Annotated in this window: 17 protein-coding genes; 3 read left to right on the top strand and 14 right to left on the bottom strand. The window is 67.9% G+C overall.

Annotation, left to right across the window (positions count from 1 at the left end):
* Window positions 1-2 precede the first annotated feature (2 nt).
* From RM50_RS05600 to RM50_RS05560, 9 genes are all read right to left on the bottom strand, one after another.
* Window positions 3-1205: a thiolase family protein gene (locus RM50_RS05600; RefSeq protein WP_043450792.1), complete on the bottom strand. Its 1203-nt coding sequence runs from the start codon at window positions 1203-1205 to the stop codon at window positions 3-5.
* Entirely contained in the window at window positions 1202-1627 is a 426-nt protein-coding gene (gene pcaC, locus RM50_RS05595; RefSeq protein WP_043450790.1) for a 4-carboxymuconolactone decarboxylase, read from the bottom strand. The genes RM50_RS05600 and pcaC overlap by 4 nt, the downstream gene beginning before the upstream one ends.
* A complete protein-coding gene (locus RM50_RS05590; protein ID WP_043450788.1) occupies window positions 1624-2442 on the bottom strand; it encodes an alpha/beta fold hydrolase in 819 nt (272 codons plus the stop codon). The genes pcaC and RM50_RS05590 overlap by 4 nt, the downstream gene beginning before the upstream one ends.
* On the bottom strand, window positions 2435-3925 hold the full coding sequence (locus RM50_RS05585) for a lyase family protein (protein WP_052259989.1): 1491 nt from the start codon (window positions 3923-3925) through the stop codon (window positions 2435-2437). The genes RM50_RS05590 and RM50_RS05585 overlap by 8 nt, the downstream gene beginning before the upstream one ends.
* The gene (gene pcaG / locus RM50_RS05580) at window positions 3922-4479 is read right to left on the bottom strand and encodes a protocatechuate 3,4-dioxygenase subunit alpha (protein ID WP_043450785.1); all 558 of its coding nucleotides are present in this window, start codon (window positions 4477-4479) and stop codon (window positions 3922-3924) included. The genes RM50_RS05585 and pcaG overlap by 4 nt, the downstream gene beginning before the upstream one ends.
* 5 nt (window positions 4480-4484) lie before the next feature.
* Entirely contained in the window at window positions 4485-5357 is an 873-nt protein-coding gene (gene pcaH / locus RM50_RS05575) for a protocatechuate 3,4-dioxygenase subunit beta (protein WP_043450908.1), read from the bottom strand.
* A 50-nt stretch (window positions 5358-5407) separates the two neighbouring features.
* Entirely contained in the window at window positions 5408-7279 is a 1872-nt protein-coding gene (locus tag RM50_RS05570; protein ID WP_043450784.1) for a bifunctional sugar phosphate isomerase/epimerase/4-hydroxyphenylpyruvate dioxygenase family protein, read from the bottom strand.
* Window positions 7279-8160 carry a shikimate dehydrogenase gene (locus RM50_RS05565; RefSeq protein WP_043450782.1) on the bottom strand — a complete coding sequence of 294 codons (882 nt, stop codon included), beginning with the start codon at window positions 8158-8160 and terminating at the stop codon, window positions 7279-7281. The genes RM50_RS05570 and RM50_RS05565 overlap by 1 nt, the downstream gene beginning before the upstream one ends.
* A 120-nt stretch (window positions 8161-8280) precedes the next feature.
* A complete protein-coding gene (locus RM50_RS05560; protein ID WP_205622231.1) occupies window positions 8281-9144 on the bottom strand; it encodes an IclR family transcriptional regulator in 864 nt (287 codons plus the stop codon).
* 234 nt (window positions 9145-9378) lie between these two features.
* Here RM50_RS05560 and RM50_RS05555 point away from each other — a divergent pair, with 234 nt between their 5' ends.
* Window positions 9379-10698 (top strand): MFS transporter, encoded by a 1320-nt coding sequence (locus RM50_RS05555; protein ID WP_043450780.1) that lies wholly within the window; start codon window positions 9379-9381, stop codon window positions 10696-10698.
* 111 nt (window positions 10699-10809) lie between these two features.
* Here the strand turns inward: RM50_RS05555 and RM50_RS05550 are convergent, their stop codons facing one another.
* Window positions 10810-11898, bottom strand: a complete 1089-nt coding sequence (locus RM50_RS05550; RefSeq protein ID WP_043450777.1) for an ATP-dependent DNA ligase — start codon at window positions 11896-11898, stop codon at window positions 10810-10812.
* Window positions 11899-11959: 61 nt separating this feature from the next.
* Window positions 11960-12883 (bottom strand): AEC family transporter, encoded by a 924-nt coding sequence (locus RM50_RS05545; protein ID WP_043450775.1) that lies wholly within the window; start codon window positions 12881-12883, stop codon window positions 11960-11962.
* Between the two features lie 174 nt (window positions 12884-13057).
* Here RM50_RS05545 and RM50_RS05540 point away from each other — a divergent pair, with 174 nt between their 5' ends.
* Both RM50_RS05540 and RM50_RS05535 read left to right on the top strand, forming a co-directional pair.
* Window positions 13058-14284 (top strand): pyridoxal phosphate-dependent aminotransferase, encoded by a 1227-nt coding sequence (locus RM50_RS05540; protein WP_043450773.1) that lies wholly within the window; start codon window positions 13058-13060, stop codon window positions 14282-14284.
* Window positions 14285-14406: 122 nt separating this feature from the next.
* Window positions 14407-14643, top strand: coding sequence for a hypothetical protein (locus tag RM50_RS05535; protein WP_043450772.1), 237 nt, complete (start codon window positions 14407-14409; stop codon window positions 14641-14643).
* Window positions 14644-14717: 74 nt separating this feature from the next.
* Here RM50_RS05535 and RM50_RS05530 read toward each other — a convergent pair whose 3' ends face one another.
* The 3 genes from RM50_RS05530 to RM50_RS05520 form a co-directional block, all read right to left on the bottom strand.
* Complete coding sequence (locus RM50_RS05530) at window positions 14718-15038, bottom strand: MoaD/ThiS family protein (RefSeq protein ID WP_430929388.1); 321 nt, start codon at window positions 15036-15038, stop codon at window positions 14718-14720.
* Window positions 14998-16104 (bottom strand): WD40/YVTN/BNR-like repeat-containing protein, encoded by a 1107-nt coding sequence (locus tag RM50_RS05525; RefSeq protein ID WP_043450769.1) that lies wholly within the window; start codon window positions 16102-16104, stop codon window positions 14998-15000. The genes RM50_RS05530 and RM50_RS05525 overlap by 41 nt, the downstream gene beginning before the upstream one ends.
* Before the next feature lie 68 nt (window positions 16105-16172).
* Window positions 16173-16373 carry a hypothetical protein gene (locus tag RM50_RS05520; RefSeq protein WP_043450767.1) on the bottom strand — a complete coding sequence of 67 codons (201 nt, stop codon included), beginning with the start codon at window positions 16371-16373 and terminating at the stop codon, window positions 16173-16175.
* Window positions 16374-16817: the final 444 nt, after the last annotated feature.

Here is a 16817-nt window from a genome sequence, read left to right as displayed (position 1 = left end):
GCTTATGCCTTTCCGTTTGAAGCAGTCACGTTTTCCAGCACCACGGCCAGGCCCTGGCCCACGCCGATGCAGATCGCGGCCACACCCCAGCGTTCACCCGAGGCCTGCAGCGAGCGGGCCAGGGTGCCCAGGATCCGGGTGCCGGAAGCACCCAGCGGGTGGCCCATGGCGATGGCCCCGCCGTGGCGGTTCACGATGGAGTGGTCGATGCCCCAGGCGTTGATGCAGGCCAGGGACTGCGCGGCGAAGGCTTCGTTAAGTTCGACGGCGCCCACCTGGTCCCAGCCGATGCCCGCCTTGGCGAGGGCCTTGTTCGCCGCCTCCACGGGCGCGTAGCCGAAGTACTGCGGATCGTTGGCGTGCGCGCCGCGGCCTGCGATCCGGGCCAGCGGGTCCAGCCCCAGCAGCCCCGCGGCAGCCTCACTGCCCACCCAGGCCGCGGAGGCGCCGTCGGACAACGGGGACGCGTTCCCTGCCGTGACCGTTCCGTCCTCGGCACGGAACACCGTCTTCAGGCCGGCCAGCTTCTCCGCCGACGAACCCGGCCGGATGCCCTCGTCCCGCACCAGGTCCGTGCCGGGCACCGGGGTGACCAGGGTGTCGTAGAACCCTTCGTCCCATGCAGCGGCGGACAGGTTGTGCGAGGCCGCGGCGAACTCGTCCTGCGCCTCGCGCGTCACGCCGTACTTTTCGCGGAGCCGCTCGGTGGCCTCGCCCAGGGAAATGGTCCACTCCTTCGGCATCGCCTTGTTCACCAGGCGCCAGCCCAGCGTCGTGGAGGCCAGCGTCATATCCCCGGCCGGGTACGGCTTCTCCGTCTTGGGCAGCACCCAGGGGGCACGGGACATCGACTCGGCGCCACCGACAAGCACCAGGTCGGCGTCGCCGGCGTTGATCTGGCGGGACGCGATGATCGCCGCATCCAGGGACGAACCGCAGAGCCGGTTCACCGTGGTGCCCGGGATGGACACCGGGAGGCCGGCAAGCAGCGTGCCCATGCGGGCGATGTTGCGGTTCTCCTCACCCGCGCCGTTGGCGTTGCCGAACACCACCTCATCAATCCGTTCAACATCAAGCGAAGGCGCCCGCTGCACGGACTCCTTGATCACATGCGCGGCAAGGTCATCGGGACGGACAGCCGCCAGGCCGGAGCCGAACTTGCCGAACGGGGTGCGCACGGCGTCGTACACAAAAGCCTGGTTCATGCGGTTTCATCCATTTCTCGAAAGACCTGCTGGGCGGTCTTGAAGGCGGTGTTGGCGGAGGGAACCCCGCAGTAGATGGCGGTCTGCAGCAGGATTTCCTTGATCTCGTCCCGGCTGAGGCCGTTGGTGATGGCAGCGCGGATGTGCATGGCGAGTTCTTCCCAGTGCCCGTGCGCCACCATGGCCGTGATGGTCACGGCGGAGCGCATCTGGCGGGAGAGCCCGGGCCGGGTCCAGATCCCACCCCAGGCGATGCGGGTGATCATGTCCTGGAAGTCCTCGGTGAACCCATCCTTGTTGGCGTTGGCCCGGTCCACGTGCGCATCGCCCAGGACTTCGCGCCGGACCACCATGCCGCCGTCGTAGATTTCCTGGCTGGTGGCGTCCGGCTGGACCGCGCCGTGCCTTGCGTTCCCGCTCACTTGGCAGCCTCCCGCGATTCGGCCCAGGCCATCAGGCTGCGCATCAGGTCCGCGGTGTGGGCCGGTGCCTCCGCGGGGGCCAGGTGCGAGATCCCTTCGACGGTCACGGCGGTGGCGGTGCCACCCCCGGCGGTGATGCCGGTGGCCACCTCCGCGGCCATGTCCGGCGTCGCGACGCCGTCCAGTGCGCCTGAAATGACCTGGGTGGGGACGGTGATGGCGCCGAGCTGGCTCCGCACGTCGAAGCCTGCCAGCGCCTCGCAGCAGTAGGCGTAGCTGAAGCGGTCGGCATCGCGCAGGGAGTGCAGGAGGCGGCTGCTGAACTCGGGTTCGCGGTCCATGAAGCCCGGGGCGAACCAACGCTGCGCGGAGCCCTGGATCATCACCGGGGTGCCCTGGGTGCGGACGGTTTCGGCGCGCTCCAGCCAGGCTTCGGGGGTGCCGATCTTTGCACCGCTGTTCTGCACGGAAAGGCTCCTGAGCCGTTCGCCGAACGTGATACCCAGCTGCAGGCCGACCGCCCCGCCCAGCGAAACCCCGGCGTAGTGGAAGGCTTCGCCGGGGGCGATGGAGTCGATGAGTTCGACGACGGCGGCCGCCAGATCGGCGACGGCGAAGGGCGCAGTGGCGGCGGGCGAGACGCCGTGGCCGGGCAGGTCCCAGGCCACTACGTCAAAGTCGTCGCCGAGCAGGGTGGCCACGCGGTTCCACAGGATGGATGAGGTGCCCAGGGACGGGCCCGCCACCAGCAGGGGGTGGTCGCCCAGCGGCCGCTGGGGCGACAGCAGCGCTGCTTTCAGGGCTGGTTTAGCCACGGGAAGCTCCGTTCAGATGGGAAGGGTTCGGTTCGGAAGTGGGGGGAACGTGGTCGGGAAAGGCAGCCACGATGCGGTGCGCGATCTCCGCCGCCTGGCCGAGATAGCTGGCCGGGTCAAGGAGCTCTTCCAGCCGTGTGTCGGACACGACGGCGGCCGGGACGGCGTCGCGGAGCAGCTTCCGGTAGGTTCCGGCCTGGTCGGCAGGGGCTGTGAGGAGGGTCTGGTCCACCACGTCCTGCAGCTGCTGCTTTCCGGTGCGGCCGTCTTTCTCCGCCAGCAGGGGTGCCAGGGCGGCGCCAACACCCTCTGCCAGCAGCAGCGGGCCGGCCAGGTCCAGGTTGCGGCGCATGGCGTCAGGGAACACGCGCAGCCCTTCGGCCAGTTCGCGCATATGTCCTGCCGCGCCGAGCGTGAGTGCCAGCAGCTGGCGCAGGGCCGGCCACTCGCTGTGCCATGCCCCGTCAGGGCGTTCGTCGTTGAAGTTCGCGGCGGCCAGGTGCAGCTGGGCGGCCAGGTTGGGAGCCTGCAGTGCGGCGCTGCGGACAAGGACTGACAGGACTGGGTTTTGCTTCTGCGGCATGGCGGAGGACACACCGCGGCCGGCGGCTTTTGGTTCAGCCAGTTCCGCGACCTCGGGGCGGCTGAGGAACAGCACATCGGCGGCGATCTTGCCGAAGGCGTCCAGCACGGATGCCAGTGCATGCCCCAGGGATGTGACGGCCAGGCGGTTGGTGTGCCAGGGGGCCGGGGCTGGGGCCAGGCCCAGCTGGGCCGCCAGGGCATCGGCCAGGCTGAACGGCGTGGCCTGGGAGCCGTCCGTCAGCACGGTTCCGGCAGCGAGTGTACCCGCCGCCCCACCGAACTGCACCGGGAACTCCAGGGCCGCCAGCTGCCGGCCCGCGGCGGCCACGCCGTGGAACCACTGCGCGGCCCGCAGCCCGAACGTGAACGGGAGGGAATGCTGCGTCAGGCTCCTGCCCACGCACAGCGTGTCCGCATGCCGTTCCGCCAGGGCCGCCAGGGCCGCCGTCGTGCCTTTCAGGTCGGCCAGCACGGCGTGAACGGTGTTCCGGGCCAACAGCATCAGGGCCGTGTCCAGCACATCCTGGCTGGTCAGCGACGTGTGCACGGCCTTCGCGGCGCCCACCCCGTCGGTGTCCAGTGCTGCCACATTCTTCCGGAGGCCGGCCAGCAGCGGAATTACCGGGTTGCCGCCACCCTGGGCGCGGAGCGCGATGCCGGCCAGGTCGTAGCGTCCCGGGTCGGCGGCGGAAGCCACGACGGCGGCGGAGCCGGCAAGTGCCAGGTCCGCCCGTTCCAGCACGGCAGCCCAGCCTGATTCGACGGCGAGGATGGCGGCCAGCACTGCCCGGTCCCCTGTCAGCGCCGCCACCAGGGGCGACGCTGAGACGGGACTGAGCAGGCCGGCGTCGGCCTCTTCCGCGAAGGCTCGCAGGTTTCCCAGGGCGGCGTCGGTCACTGGAAGTCCAGGAAGACCGTCTCGCCCTCACCCTGCAGGCGGATGTCGAAGGTGAGGCCGCCGTCGGCGTCGCGGCGGGCGATCAGCGTCTTGCGGCGCTCCGGGTCGAGCGAGCTGAGCAGGGGATCATTGGCCAGCGCCCCGGTGTCCTCCGGCAGGTAGATGCGGGTGAACAGGCGGTTGGTGAGGCCGCGCGCGAAGATTGCGACGGAAATGAACGGTGCGGCGCCCGGCTTGGTGGGCCCTGGGTTGACGGTGGTGAAGGTGTAGACGCCGGTGTTGCCGACGGCGCCGCGGCCCCAGCCGGTGAAGGTGTAGCCGTCGCGGACCAGGGAGCCGGTGCGCTGGACGACGTTGCCCTCGGCGTCGGGCTGCCAGATCTCCAGGATGGCGTCCGGGATGGTGTGGCCGGCGCCGTCATAGACCGTGCCCTGCAGGCGGATGGACCCGGGGACGCCGGGCGGCAGCAGCTCGTTGTCCTTCTCGAACGGGAGCGCGTAGCCGTAGAACGGGCCAACGGTCTGGCCGGGGGTGGGAACAAGTTTGGTGGCCATTTTTCCTACTCCTCATCGCCTTCTGCGCCCAGCGCCTCGTTTTCGGTCCAGGTCCGCTTGGGCCCGGTCAGGACGATGTCCCAGTTGTAGCCCAGCGCCCATTCGGGCTCGGTCAGGCTGTGGTCGTAGGTGGCCACCAGCCGGTCGCGGGCGTCCTGGTCCACGATGGTCTGGTAGATGGGGTCCAGCGGGAAGAGCTGGTCGCCCGGGAAGTACATCTGGGTGATGATGCGCTGGGTGAACTCCGTGCCGAAGAGCGAGAAGTGGATGTGCGCGGGCCGCCACGCGTTCAAGTGGTTCTTCCAGGGGTACGCACCGGGCTTGATGGTGATGAAGCGGTAGGAGCCGTCCGGGCCGGTGATGCAGCGGCCAATACCCGTGAAGTTGGGGTCGATCGGGGCCGGGTGCTGGTCGCGCTTGTGGATGTAGCGGCCGGACGAGTTGGCCTGCCAGATCTCCACGAGCTGGCCGGCGACCGGGCGGCCATCGCCGTCCAGGACCTTGCCCGAGACGATGATCCGCTCGCCCAGCGGTTCGCCGTTATGCTGGATGGTCAGGTCCGATTCCAGTGCGTGCACGTCCTGGTGGCCGAAGGCCGGCGAGTAGAGCTCGATGGTCTCGGGGTCGGCGTGGTGCAGGCTCTTGGTGGGGTGGCGCAGGATGCTGCTGCGGTACGGCGGGTAATCCAGGCGCGGCTGGGTCTCGGGCTGCGCGCCGTCCTTGAGCGCCCGCTGGTAGGCCTCGCCGATGGCGCTGATCTCTGCGCTGAGGTCCGCCTGCGACTCGATGGCCTTGTCCAGGGGCTGGTGGGCAGCCTTCGGTTCGGCCGGGGGCACGAGTTCCTCCGACTCCAGCTCTGCGGTGATGTCTTCCGGCACGGCTGGCTCCTTTCTGATCTGTTGGTTGTCCTGGGTCATGTCTTGCTGGTCTAGGGGGTCCTGTGCAGTGAGTCGTACTGCACGGCGTGGCGGACCGGCGCGTTGGGGGCGCCGTAGCCGTCGTAGTTTCCTCGGCGCTCCACCATCTCGAAGAACACGCTGCCCACGGTGGCCGTGTAGAAGTGCAGGAACTCCCCGTCGGCGTCCCGGTCGAAGAGCAGGTTGAGTTCCTGCAGGGTGGCCAGGAACCCGGGCTCAAGGTCGAACCGGGCGTCCAGGTCCTCGTAGTAGTTGGCCGGGATCTGCAGGAATTCCAGGCCCCGGTCGCGTGCCGCACGGGCGGTGGCCACGAGGTCGTCCACGGCGAAGGCGATGTGTTCCTGGTAGGTCTTGCGGACTTCACTGCGGGCCTGCTGGATGGGGGCAAGGTTGAGGACAAGCCGGACCGCGCCGTCGGAGGTCTGCATGACCTGCGAGCGGACCAGCCCGCTGGGGCTGGGCACCTCCGCGAAGGGCTGCGGTTCCAGGGCCAGGGCGCTGGTGTAGAACAGGACGGCTTCGTCGAAGTGCTGCCATGGCTGGGCGAGGTTGACGTGGTCGATCACGGCGGAGGCTTGCGTGGAGGGGTGTTCCAGCCCTTCCCCGAACTCCTGCGTCCACGCGGCGGTGCCGTCGGGGCTGCCCTGGCACAGGAAGATTTCGGTGGAGTCCGGCGCGGCGATGCCCTGGAAGACTTCCTCGTCCGCCTGGACTTTGCGGGCCACCACGGGTGCCTTGAGCTGCTGGGCCCGGGCGGAGGCAATCACGGGGGAATCGACGTCGAACCCCAGCGCGGCGATGGCCGGCTCGGCGTGCCGGGCAGCCTGTTCGTTGATGATCACCCGGGCCTGGCCCATGGTCCACAGCTGGACGTCCTTGGTGCGGTGCCGGCCCTGGAACGCGAAGCCCAGCTGGCCCAGGAGCTTCTCCAGCTGCGCGGTGTCGTCCGCCTTCACCTCGGCGAAGTTGAAGCCGGCGGGCTCGTTCACCTTGGGCAGGGTGGCCAGTTCCATGGGATAACGACGGCGGAGGCCGGCTCCGGCGCCGGCGGCACCTTCGGCGTCAGCCAGCCACTTGGCGCTCTGCTCTTCCAGCCAGATCAGGGAGCGCATGGCGTCGACTGCCGTCCGCTCGACGTCGGACTGCCGGAAGACGTCGTTGAAGACCTCCAGCGAGACCGGCCCGGTGTAGCCGGCGCGGACCACGTGGCCCATGAATTTGGCGAGTTCGAACTGGCCCTCGCCGGGAAACACGCGGTAGTGGCGGCTCCAGGAGAGGACGTCCATGGAGAGCTTGGGGGCGTCCGCCACCTGGACGAAGAAGATCTTCTCCGGGTTGAAGGCCTCGATGTGGGAGGTCTCCCAGTCGCGGGAGAGGATGTGGAAGGAGTCCAGGCAGGTGCCCAGGTTGGGGTGGTCCACCAGCTCCACCAGCCGGTACGCGTGTTCGTAGTCGTTGACGTACTTGCCCCAGGCCAGTGCCTCGTAGGCCACCTTGACACCGTGGTCACCGGCCAGGTTGGCCAGCTGCGCCAGCTGTTCGGCGCGCAGGCCGTCGTCATCGATGGTGGCGGTGGCAACGTTCGAGCAGACCAGGATGGTGTCCATGCCCAGGCGGGCCATGAGCTTGAATTTTGCCTCCGCCCTGCGGAGGTTGGCCTTGAGCAGGTCCGGGGTGACGCCGTCGAAGTCGCGGAACGGCTGGTAGAGATCCAGGCCCAGGCCAAGGTCGGCGGCCATGGTCCGCACCTGCTCCGGGCTCAGCGGCGAGGTGACCAGGTCCTGCTCGAAGATCTCGATGCCGTCGAAGCCCGCGATGGCGCAGGCCTGCATCTTCTCCTTCAGGGTGCCCGACAGGCAGACGGTGGCGATTCCGGTGCGCATCAGGCAGCCACCTCCTCGGCGGCCACAAGTTCCAGGAAGTGGGCGCGCATCCGGTCCGGGTCGGCGTCCAGCCCGGTGAAGATCCGGAAAGCGTCGGCGGCCTGGCCCACCGCCATCCTTCCGCCGTCCAGGACCTCACAGCCCTTGGCGCGGGCGCCGCGGACCAGTTCGGTCTCGATGGGCCGGTAGACAATGTCGGCCACCCAGTGCCGGGATTCAATGAGGTCAAGGTCCAGCGGCACCCCGGGGTGGGCGGCCATGCCCACCGGCGTGCAGTGCACCAGGCCGTCCGCCTGGCCCATCAGCTGCGGCAGCTCCGCCGTCGCGCCTGCCGTCACTGTGCTGTCAGGGAAGAAGCCCTGCAGTTCGGCGGCGCGCTCCGCGGCGCGGGCGGGGTCCACGTCCACCAGGTGCAGCGTCCCGACGCCGGCCGTCAGCAGGGCGTAGGCGACTGCGGAGCCGGCACCCCCGGCGCCCAGCTGGACCACGCGGTCCAGCTTTGCCCCGGGCAGGCCTGAGGACAGCGCGGCGGCGAAGCCGGAAAAGTCGGTGTTGTGGCCGATGAAGCGGCCGTCGCGGATAACCACGGTGTTGACGGCGCCCAGGCGGCGCGCATCGGGGGAGATCTCGTCCAGGTGCTCAAGGACCAGCTGCTTGCACGGATGGGTGATGTTCAACCCGTTGAAGCCAAGGGTCCGGGCGCTCTGCAGGATGCTGCCCACGGCGTCCCCCGCAAGGCCCAGTTCCAGGAGGTCGATGGGGCGGTAGAGGTAACGCAGGCCCTGCACGTCCCCTTCCCGTTCATGCATGGGCGGGGTGAGTGACGGCGTAACGCCGTCTCCAACCAGTCCCACGAGGTAGGACTCAGTTCGAATACTCATCCGTGCAGCTCCTTTGATAACGGCACCGGCGGCATCCGCAAAGGGAAAAACCGGTGATAGGGATTACAGTACAGCAAATGTTCACTTCTCGCACTACTGTTCGTGATGCGAACGACAAGCTCAGGCCCGTTGTGGCAGGCGGTCGGCGAGTTCGGCCGCGGCCTCCTGCAGGACCGGCACGTGGGCCTCCAGTTCCTCCAGGCTGAGGCGGAAGACCGGGACGGCGGTGGCCAGCGAGGCGAAGGCGTGGCCCTGGCTGTTGAGCAGCGGCACGGCCACGGCGCGCATTCCGGCTTCATTCTCCTCATCCATCACGGCGTAGCCGCGGCGGCGCACGTCCTCGACCTCCGCACGGAATGCATCCCGGTCGGTGATGGAGCGCGGCGTGAGGGCTTCAAGGGGAAGTTCGGCGAGCAGGCGCTCCCGCTCACCGTCCTCGGCGAAAGCCACCAGGGCTTTCCCGACGGCGGTGGTGGACAGCGAGCCCAGGTGGCCGGGGTCGCTGGTGACGCGGAAGATCTGGGGCCCGTCCACTTTGCTCACCGTCAGGTGGTGGAGGCCGTCACGGACACTGAGGATGGTGGCCTCGCCGGTCCGTTCCGTCACCCGGCGCAGGATGGGCATGGCCGTTCCGGCGAAGCCGTGGTGGTTGGAGACCCGCTGCCCCAGCTGGAAGATCCGCAGGCCAAGATGGTAGCGGCGGCCTTCCGGCTCGTAGTCCACAAAGCCGTCACGGGTCAGCGAGCCGAGCAGGCGGTAGGTGGTACTGAAGGGAAGACCGGCGCGGCGCGAAATTTCCGCGGCACTGGCTCCCCGGGGTTCATCCCCCAGGAGGACCAGCAGCCCGAGGGCCTTGCCCACCATGTCGGTCCGGTCTGCAGGCTTGGTGGCGGCCCTGGGCTCGGGCGGCATGGCATTGACGGGCCCGGCGCCGGCGGCAACAGCGGATTCTTCATCGGCCGCTGTGGTTTGGTTCACGGTCATACCTCGATGTTGCCACAATGTGAGAGCTATTTCTAGATAGTGATTATTTTCTTGACAGGTGACTGCCCTCACAGTCATAGTTTCTATATCGCACAAGTAGCTCCCACCATGTGGCTACTGACGCCGGGTCTTCTTCCGAACTCCAGCCGCACCGCGCCCCGCCCGCACCAAGGCAGCGGCGGCTGCGACGCCCCAGATCCATCCGCGACAATGTCGTCACACCAAAGGAACACCATGAGCCAGACACTTCCGTCCGCAGAGGCGGGTGCCCTCACCCCCACCGGGACGCCGAAAAAGGCGGCCCTCGCCAGCTTCCTGGGCAGCGCCGTCGAGTACTACGACTTCTTCATCTTCGGCTCCGCCGCGGCGCTGATCTTCCCGAAGGTCTTCTTCCCGGACGCCGACACCAACGCCGCCATCATGTCGTTCGCAACCTTCGGGTTTGCCTACGTGGCCCGCCCCATCGGCGCGATCATCCTGGGCCACTTCGGTGACCGCGTGGGCCGCCGCAAGGTCCTGATGTTCACCCTGCTGCTCATGGGAGCCTCCACGTTCGTCATCGGCTGCCTGCCCGACTTCCGCACCGTGGGCTGGTGGGCCCCCGCGCTGCTGGTGCTCGCCCGCCTGTGCCAGGGCCTCTCGGCCGCGGGTGAGCAGGCCGGCGCCTCCTCGATGACCCTGGAGCATGCACCGGACAACCGCCGCTCCTTCTTTACCTCCTGGACCCTCACCGGCACCCAGGGCGGCCAGATCCTCGCCGCCCTCGTCTTCATCCCCGTCCTGGCCCTGCCGGACGAGATCAAGTACGGCATCGGCTGGCGCATCCCGTTCTGGCTCAGCGCCGCCGTCGTGGTTGTTGCCTTCCTGATCCGCCGCACCCTGCACGAGCCGCCGGCGTTCGAGGAAGCCCAGAAGAACGCCCAGATCGCCAAACTGCCGGTCGCTGACCTGCTCAGGGGCCACTGGCGCGACGTCCTCCGCGTGATCTGCTGTGCCTTCATCGCCGCCGTCTCCACCGTGTTCGGCACGCTGGCCATCAGCTACGCCAAGACCGTGGCCGGCGTCGACGGCACCACCACCCTGTGGCTCGTCGTTGGCGCGAACCTGGTGGCCCTGGGCACGCAGCCGCTGTTCGGCAAGCTCGCTGACAGGATCGGCCGCAAGCCTGTCTTCGTCTACGGGGCCGTGGCCAGCGCAATCCTCACCCCGCTGTTCCTGCTCAGCCTCGAATCCCACAGCATCCCGCTGATGTTCGTTGCAGCCATCGGTTTCTTCTCCTTCGGCTACGCGGCGTCCAACGCGGTCTGGCCCTCCTTCTACGCCGAGATGTTCAGCACCAAGGTGCGCTTCTCCGGCCTGGCCATCGGCACCCAGCTCGGGTTCCTGATGGCAGGCTTCGCGCCGGCCATCGTGGCGGCCATGGGAGGCATCCAAGCCGGCGGCTGGGTCCAGATCAGCATCTTCACCGCCGCCATCTGCGCCGTGGCCGCCATTTCGGCCCTGACTGCCAAGGAGACCTTCCGCACCCCCACCAAGCTGCTGGGCGTGAAGTAGGCGCCCGGGCGTCCACACCAGCCCAGTTTTGAAGCCGGAAAGCCCGCCATTCCCCCAAATGGCGGGCTTTCCTTTGTGAACGTTGGGCTGTTCGGGTAGCGCCGAACGAGGCTAGGCCCGGCCGGTCTCCAGCACGGAGGCAAGGTCGAAGTTCACCGGCTCCTCCAGCTGCGCGTACGTGCAGGATTCCGGCTCCCGGTCAGGCCGCCAGCGGTTGAACTGCGCAGTGTGGCGGAACCGGTCGCCCTCCATGTGGTCGTAGCGGACCTCAACCACCAGTTCGGGGCGCAGCGGAACAAAGGAGAGGTCCTTGCCGGCGCTCCACCGGCTGCCTTCGGCGTTCCGCGGCGTCCGCTCCCCTTCTTCCTGCTTGGCCCACGCCCAGGGGTGGTTGTCGAAGTCCGTCACCAACGGCTGGAGCTGTTCAAACAGTTCCTGCCGCCGCTTCATGGGGAAGGCGCCGATCACGCCCACGCTGGCCAGGCCGCCGTCGTCTTTGTAGAGGCCCAGCAGCAGCGAGCCGATGGCGTCCGGACCGCTCTTGTGCAGCCGATAGCCGGCCACCACGCAGTCGGCGGTCCGCTCGTGCTTGACCTTGAACATCACCCGTTTGTCCGGCTCATACCGGCCGTCCAGCCGCTTGGCCACGATGCCGTCCAGCCCGGCCCCCTCGAACTGCTCGAACCACCGCCCCGCGGTGTCCTTGTCCGTGGTGGCGGCCGTGAGGTGCACCGGGGCCTTGCTGGCCGCGAGCGCCTTCTCCAGCGCCGCCCTGCGCTCCGAAAAGGGCCGGCCGGTGTAGTCGTCGTCGCCCAGTGCCAGCAGGTCGAACGCGACGAAGGACGCAGGGGTCTGCCCGGCGAGCAGCTTCACCCGGCTGGCCGCAGGATGGATGCGCTGCTGCAGGGCATCGAAGTCAAGCCGGTCCCCGGACGCTCCTATCAGGATGATCTCCCCGTCCACCACGCAGCGCGGCGGCAGGTTCTCCTTGAGCGCGGCCACGAGTTCCGGGAAGTAGCGGGTCATGGGTTTTTCGTTGCGGCTGCCGATCTCCAGGTCATCGCCGTCGCGGAAAATGATGGAGCGGAAGCCGTCCCACTTGGGCTCGTAGCTGAGGGCTGCACTTCCCGGAACTCCGTCGATGCCGCTGACGGCCTTGGCGAGCATGGGCGGGACGGGCGGCATCACGGGAAGTTCCATGTGCCCATTCTTGCCCGGCGGACGCCCCGGAGGGTAGGGCGGCGCGGGCGACGGTCCTGTTTCAGGCGGCCAGGAGCCAGACAACCAGGACCAGGACCGGGGCAGCGGCCGCCGTTGAGAGCAGGATGGTTTCGCGCGCCACAGCGACTCCGCGACCGTACTTGCTGGCGAACAGGAACACGTTCTGGGCAGACGGAAGGGCCGCCATGAGCACCACGCCCAGGAGCATGCGGTGGTCCAGATTGAAGAGGTAGCGTCCGACGGCGAACGCCACCGCCGGCATCACGGCGGACTTCAGTGCCGTGGCAGTCAGGATTTCGGCCGTGTGGCCGCCGCTCCGGAGCATTCTGGTTCCGTGCAGCGACATCCCGAAGGCCAGCAGCACCACCGGCACGGCTGCGCCGCCCAGGAGCGTCAGCGGTGCCATGACGGGGGCCGGAAGCTGCACGTGCAGGGCGGCCAGGACCACGCCCAGCAGCGAGGCGATGATCATCGGGTTGCGGAACGGCTGGGTCAGCATCAGCCTGGGTGAGAACCGGCCCGCCTCCGAAAGGTCCAGCAGCGTCAGGACCAGCGGGGCGAACAGGAGCAGCTGGACCAGCAGGACGGGGGCCACGGGGGTGGCGTCGCCCAGCGCATACAGCGTGATGGGGATGCCGATGTTGTTGGCGTTGACGTAGGAACCGGCCATGGCGCCGATGGCGGTTTCAGCCAGCGGCCGCCGGAACCAGATGCGGCTGGCAGCCACATACAGCAGGGCCGTCACCGCGGCGGTCATCATGGCCAGTGGAACGTAGGCGGAGAACACCACGGACAGGTCCGACTTCAGGACCACCGTGAAGAGGAGCACCGGGTTGGTGATGAAGAAAGCGGTCCGGGTCAGTGCCGAAATGGTGGGTTCGTCCCCCAGCCCGCAGCGCGCGGCAATGTATCCGACGGCAATGACGACGCCGATCACCGCCAGCCCGACCAGCACACCTCCCACGCGGGGTACGTCCTTTCCCTTCCGCTGCACCCTGCACCGCCGCAGAGCGAAGTACTACAAGCAACAAACTTATCGGACAAGCTGACGCCGGCTGGCCAGGCGGGCGTGTTGGACAAACTGGACGGTGCCCTGCGAACCATGCGCCGGCGTCGTGCGTTTGTGAAAAGATCAACCATGCACGCCATGCAGCACTCCAGCAAACTCCGGGACGTCCGCTACGAACTCCGCGGACCCATCCTCCAGGCCGCCAAGAACATGGAAGCCGAAGGGCACCGCATCCTCAAGATGAACCTTGGGGACACGGCACCGTTCGGGCTGGAGGCGCCGGAGTCCGTGGTGGTGGACATGATCCACCACCTCCGCGGGGCCCAGGGCTACAGCGACTCCAAGGGGATCTTCACGGCCAGGACAGCCATCTCGCAGTACTACCAGACCCGCGGACTGATGAACATCGGGGTCGAGGACATCGTGATCGGCAACGGCGTCAGCGAGCTCATCTCCATGTGCCTGCAGGCGTTCATGGAAAACGGCGACCAGATCCTGGTCCCCGCGCCGGACTACCCCCTGTGGACCGCCGCGGTAACCCTGACCGGCGGCAAGCCCGTGCACTACCTCTGCGACGAGGAGGAGAACTGGTGGCCGGACATGGCGGACGTCGAGGCGAAGATCACCAGCCGCACCAAGGGCATCGTGATCATCAACCCGAACAACCCCACGGGCGCCGTATACCCCCGGCACATCCTGGAGCAGTTCGCAGACCTGGCCCGCAAGCACAACCTGGTCCTGTTCTCTGACGAGATCTACGAAAAGGTGCTGTACGGGGAAGCCCGGCACATTCACACCGCTGCTGTGGCCGAGGACCTGTGCTGCCTGACCTTCAGCGGCCTCTCCAAGGCGTACCGGATGCCCGGCTACCGGGCAGGGTGGGTGGCCATCACCGGGCCGCGGGCAGCCACCGAAGGCTACCGGGAAGCCCTGGAACTGCTGGCCTCGCTGCGCCTCTGCGCCAACGTCCCCGCCCAGCACGCCATCCAGACCTGCCTGGGCGGCTACCAGAGCATCGAGGCACTGGTGAAACCGGGCGGCCGGCTCCGCGAGCAGCGGGACCTCGCCCACCGGCTCCTCACCGCCATTCCGGGCGTCAGCTGCGTCCCGGCGTCGGGCGCCATGTACCTCTTCCCGCGCCTGGACCCTGAGGTATACCCCATCACCAGCGACGAACAGTTCGTCCTGGACCTGCTCCGGGACCAGAAGATCCTGGTGTCGCACGGCTCCGCGTTCAACTGGCCCGCCCCGGACCACTTCCGCTTCGTGATCCTGCCTTCGGTCCTGGAGATCGAGGAAGCGGTGGACAGGATCGCCACCTTCCTGGCCGCCTACCGCAGCAGCGCCGACGCCTGAAACGGCAGCGGCTTCAAGAACTAACCGCGACCTAACCGCGGGGAAACCGGTACGCAACAATTGCGGCCCACACTGGGTAGTGCAGGCAAGAGCCGGCACCAGCTCCAGCCAGGAGGCCCCCGATGTTGAAGAAAGCGACCCCGCATGTAACCAGAGTCCGCGCACTGGACCAGCTCCACCGCGGTGACGAAATCGAAGCCCGCCTCTCCGTGGGCCCGTCCTACGACGACGTGGTGATCCGCCGGGGCAGCGTGCAGGAAACAGCGCCCGGCATCGGTGTGGTGTGGATCTTGGACCGGATCACGGGAGTCCGGAAAGCAATCAATACGGACGAGTGCACTGTCTGGCGCGTTGCATAGCAGCTGGAACCCCCATGCCGGGCCGCGGGCGTAGTCAGTAAGGACTGCCCGCCGCCCCGCGCCTGGACCCTCCGCTAGCCGCCGGCAACAGACTGGATCACCAGAATCTCCTGGCCCGGAGACACCCGGGTGTCCAGGCCCTGCAGCCGCCGCACCTCATCGCCGTCGACATATATGTTGACGAACCTCCGCAGCGCGCCCGTTTCATCCCGGAGCCGCCGGCCCAGCACCGCATACTCCGCGGCAACCGCATCGAGCAGGCTTGCCACCGTCACCGGCCCGTCGGCGGGCGCAGTCAGTACGGACTGCCCGCCGGCCAGGGGCTGCAGGACACTGGGCAGCACCAGCGAGATCTCAGGCACCGGCAACCACGGCCGCCCTGACGCACAGGACATCGGGCAGGTGGGTGGCCACTTCGGTGAACGTCTCGCCCTCGTCCGCACTCGCATAGACCGTCCCGCCCCGCGTGCCGAAGTAGACGCCGGCCGGTTCCGCCGTATCCACCGACGCCGCGTCCCGCAGCACGCTGTTGTATTCGCGCTCCGGAAGGCCGGTACTGAGCCGCTTCCAGCTGTTCCCGGCGTCGTCCGTGCGGTGGACGGCAAGCTTTCCGTCGGGCGGAATCCGTTCGCCGTCGGCCTTCAGCGGGACCACCCACGCCGTGCCCTCCCTGCGGGGGTGCGTCAGCATCACGAACCCGAAGTCGGCAGGCAGCCCCTCCGCAATGGAGTTCCAGTTGTCTGCGTTGTCGTCCGTCCGGTAGACGCCGTGGTGGTTCTGGGCGTACAGGCGCCCTGCCACTGCGGCATCAGCAGCTATCTTGTGCACGCACTGGCCGAACTCCGGGTTGGGGTCCGGCATGAAGTAGGCCGAGATGCCCTTGTTGCGCGCCTCCCAGGAGGTGCCGCCGTCGAGCGAGCGGTAGACGCCACCGGTGCTCATGGCCACATGCACGGTCTCGCCGGCCGGGTCCACCACGATCGAATGCGCCGCCGCGCCGCCGTACCCGGCTCCCCATTCGCTGTGGTGCGGGTGGTCCCATAATCCCCGGTTCAGCTCGAAGTGTTCCCCGCCGTCGGTGGACTTCCATACGGATATCGGTTCAGCTCCCGCCCACACCACCCCGGGGCGGGACTCGGCATCCGGGTAGATCTGCCACACGCGCTCCAGCGCCGCACCCGTGTCCTCGGGGAACGTGATGGCGCCATGCTCCGGCTCCGTCCAGGTCTCCCCCAGGTCATCCGAGTGCGCCACCGTAGGACCCCAGTGCGGGCTGCGGACACCCACCAGGATCCGGGTGCGGCCTTCCCTGATGTCGATGCCGATGCTGGGAATCTCCGCCATGAAAAAATGCGGGCCCGTGAAGGACCATTCCTGCCGGTCCTGGCTTGTTGCCAGCCACAGGCCTTTTTTGGTGCCGATCGCCAGAAGATGTTTTGCCGCCGTTGCCATGCGCTCCATGCAACCACCGGAGGAGTCTGCCCGCAATGGGTTCCCCCCGGCGGCTTCCCCTGCCGGCCCGCAGGGGCTCAGTCGACGAACTCAGACTGCGTTTCGATGAAGTCCCAGTCGGCGGCGGTCAGGACGGCGGCCGGGTTGCCTGGATGCGGGCCGCCGGCTTCGGCGATGCCCTGGAGGACCGGGAGCGGCAGTTCCTCGGCGCGCAGGTTCCCGCGCAGCCATTCCTTGCTGTCAAGGTCCAGGTCCAGCCACCACATGAAGATTTCCATGACGCACGCTCCTTGGGTCAGTTAAAACGGTAGGCCCGCCCCTGACCGCGGACAAGGTGCCGGAAGGAAGCAGGTGTGCCGGGGCGGGGTTAGGGTACTGGCAAGTAACCGCGGCCCGCAGCTGTGGAAAAAGACGAGTACCTCCTACTGGCGACTGCCGCAGGCGGCGCCCCTAGCCTGAAACCTCAAGCAAGCTGACCGTGCTGCTGGGGCATATGGCGTCATCGCTGGCCTTTCCTCGCCATGGTCCGTTTCACACACATATGGGGAGAAGAAATGAAACGCACCTTAGCAACAATGGGGGTGGTAGGGCTCGGCCTTATCAGCCTTACAGCGCCTGCCATCGCGGCTTCCGACCAGGCGGTGCTCGCCCACTCGAATGGAGGCGCCCAGATACCGCTGGAACTCAATGTCAACGGCACAGGCGGCGGCAACGGCGGCACC

Source organism: Pseudarthrobacter phenanthrenivorans (genome assembly GCF_000813845.1).
Classification (GTDB): Bacteria; Actinomycetota; Actinomycetes; order Actinomycetales; family Micrococcaceae; genus Arthrobacter; species Arthrobacter phenanthrenivorans_B.
The sequence above is the reverse complement of the archived record's forward strand: the minus strand, read 5'-3'. Positions and strand labels throughout refer to the sequence as shown.

Excerpts from the sequence above, each read along its gene's own strand:
- RM50_RS05600 (WP_043450792.1), bottom strand. The coding sequence starts at position 1,205 with ATGAACCAGGCTTTTGTGTACGACGCCGTGCGCACCCCGTTCGGCAAG.
- pcaG (WP_043450785.1), bottom strand. The coding sequence starts at position 4,479 with ATGGCCACCAAACTTGTTCCCACCCCCGGCCAGACCGTTGGCCCGTTC.
- RM50_RS05570 (WP_043450784.1), bottom strand. The coding sequence starts at position 7,279 with ATGCGCACCGGAATCGCCACCGTCTGCCTGTCGGGCACCCTGAAGGAG.
- RM50_RS05565 (WP_043450782.1), bottom strand. The coding sequence starts at position 8,160 with ATGAGTATTCGAACTGAGTCCTACCTCGTGGGACTGGTTGGAGACGGC.
- RM50_RS05560 (WP_205622231.1), bottom strand. The coding sequence starts at position 9,144 with ATGACCGTGAACCAAACCACAGCGGCCGATGAAGAATCCGCTGTTGCC.
- RM50_RS05555 (WP_043450780.1), top strand. The coding sequence starts at position 9,379 with ATGAGCCAGACACTTCCGTCCGCAGAGGCGGGTGCCCTCACCCCCACC.
- RM50_RS05550 (WP_043450777.1), bottom strand. The coding sequence starts at position 11,898 with ATGGAACTTCCCGTGATGCCGCCCGTCCCGCCCATGCTCGCCAAGGCC.
- RM50_RS05540 (WP_043450773.1), top strand. The coding sequence starts at position 13,058 with ATGCACGCCATGCAGCACTCCAGCAAACTCCGGGACGTCCGCTACGAA.
- RM50_RS05535 (WP_043450772.1), top strand. The coding sequence starts at position 14,407 with ATGTTGAAGAAAGCGACCCCGCATGTAACCAGAGTCCGCGCACTGGAC.
- RM50_RS05530 (WP_430929388.1), bottom strand. The coding sequence starts at position 15,038 with ATGTCCTGTGCGTCAGGGCGGCCGTGGTTGCCGGTGCCTGAGATCTCG.
- RM50_RS05525 (WP_043450769.1), bottom strand. The coding sequence starts at position 16,104 with ATGGAGCGCATGGCAACGGCGGCAAAACATCTTCTGGCGATCGGCACC.
- RM50_RS05520 (WP_043450767.1), bottom strand. The coding sequence starts at position 16,373 with ATGGAAATCTTCATGTGGTGGCTGGACCTGGACCTTGACAGCAAGGAA.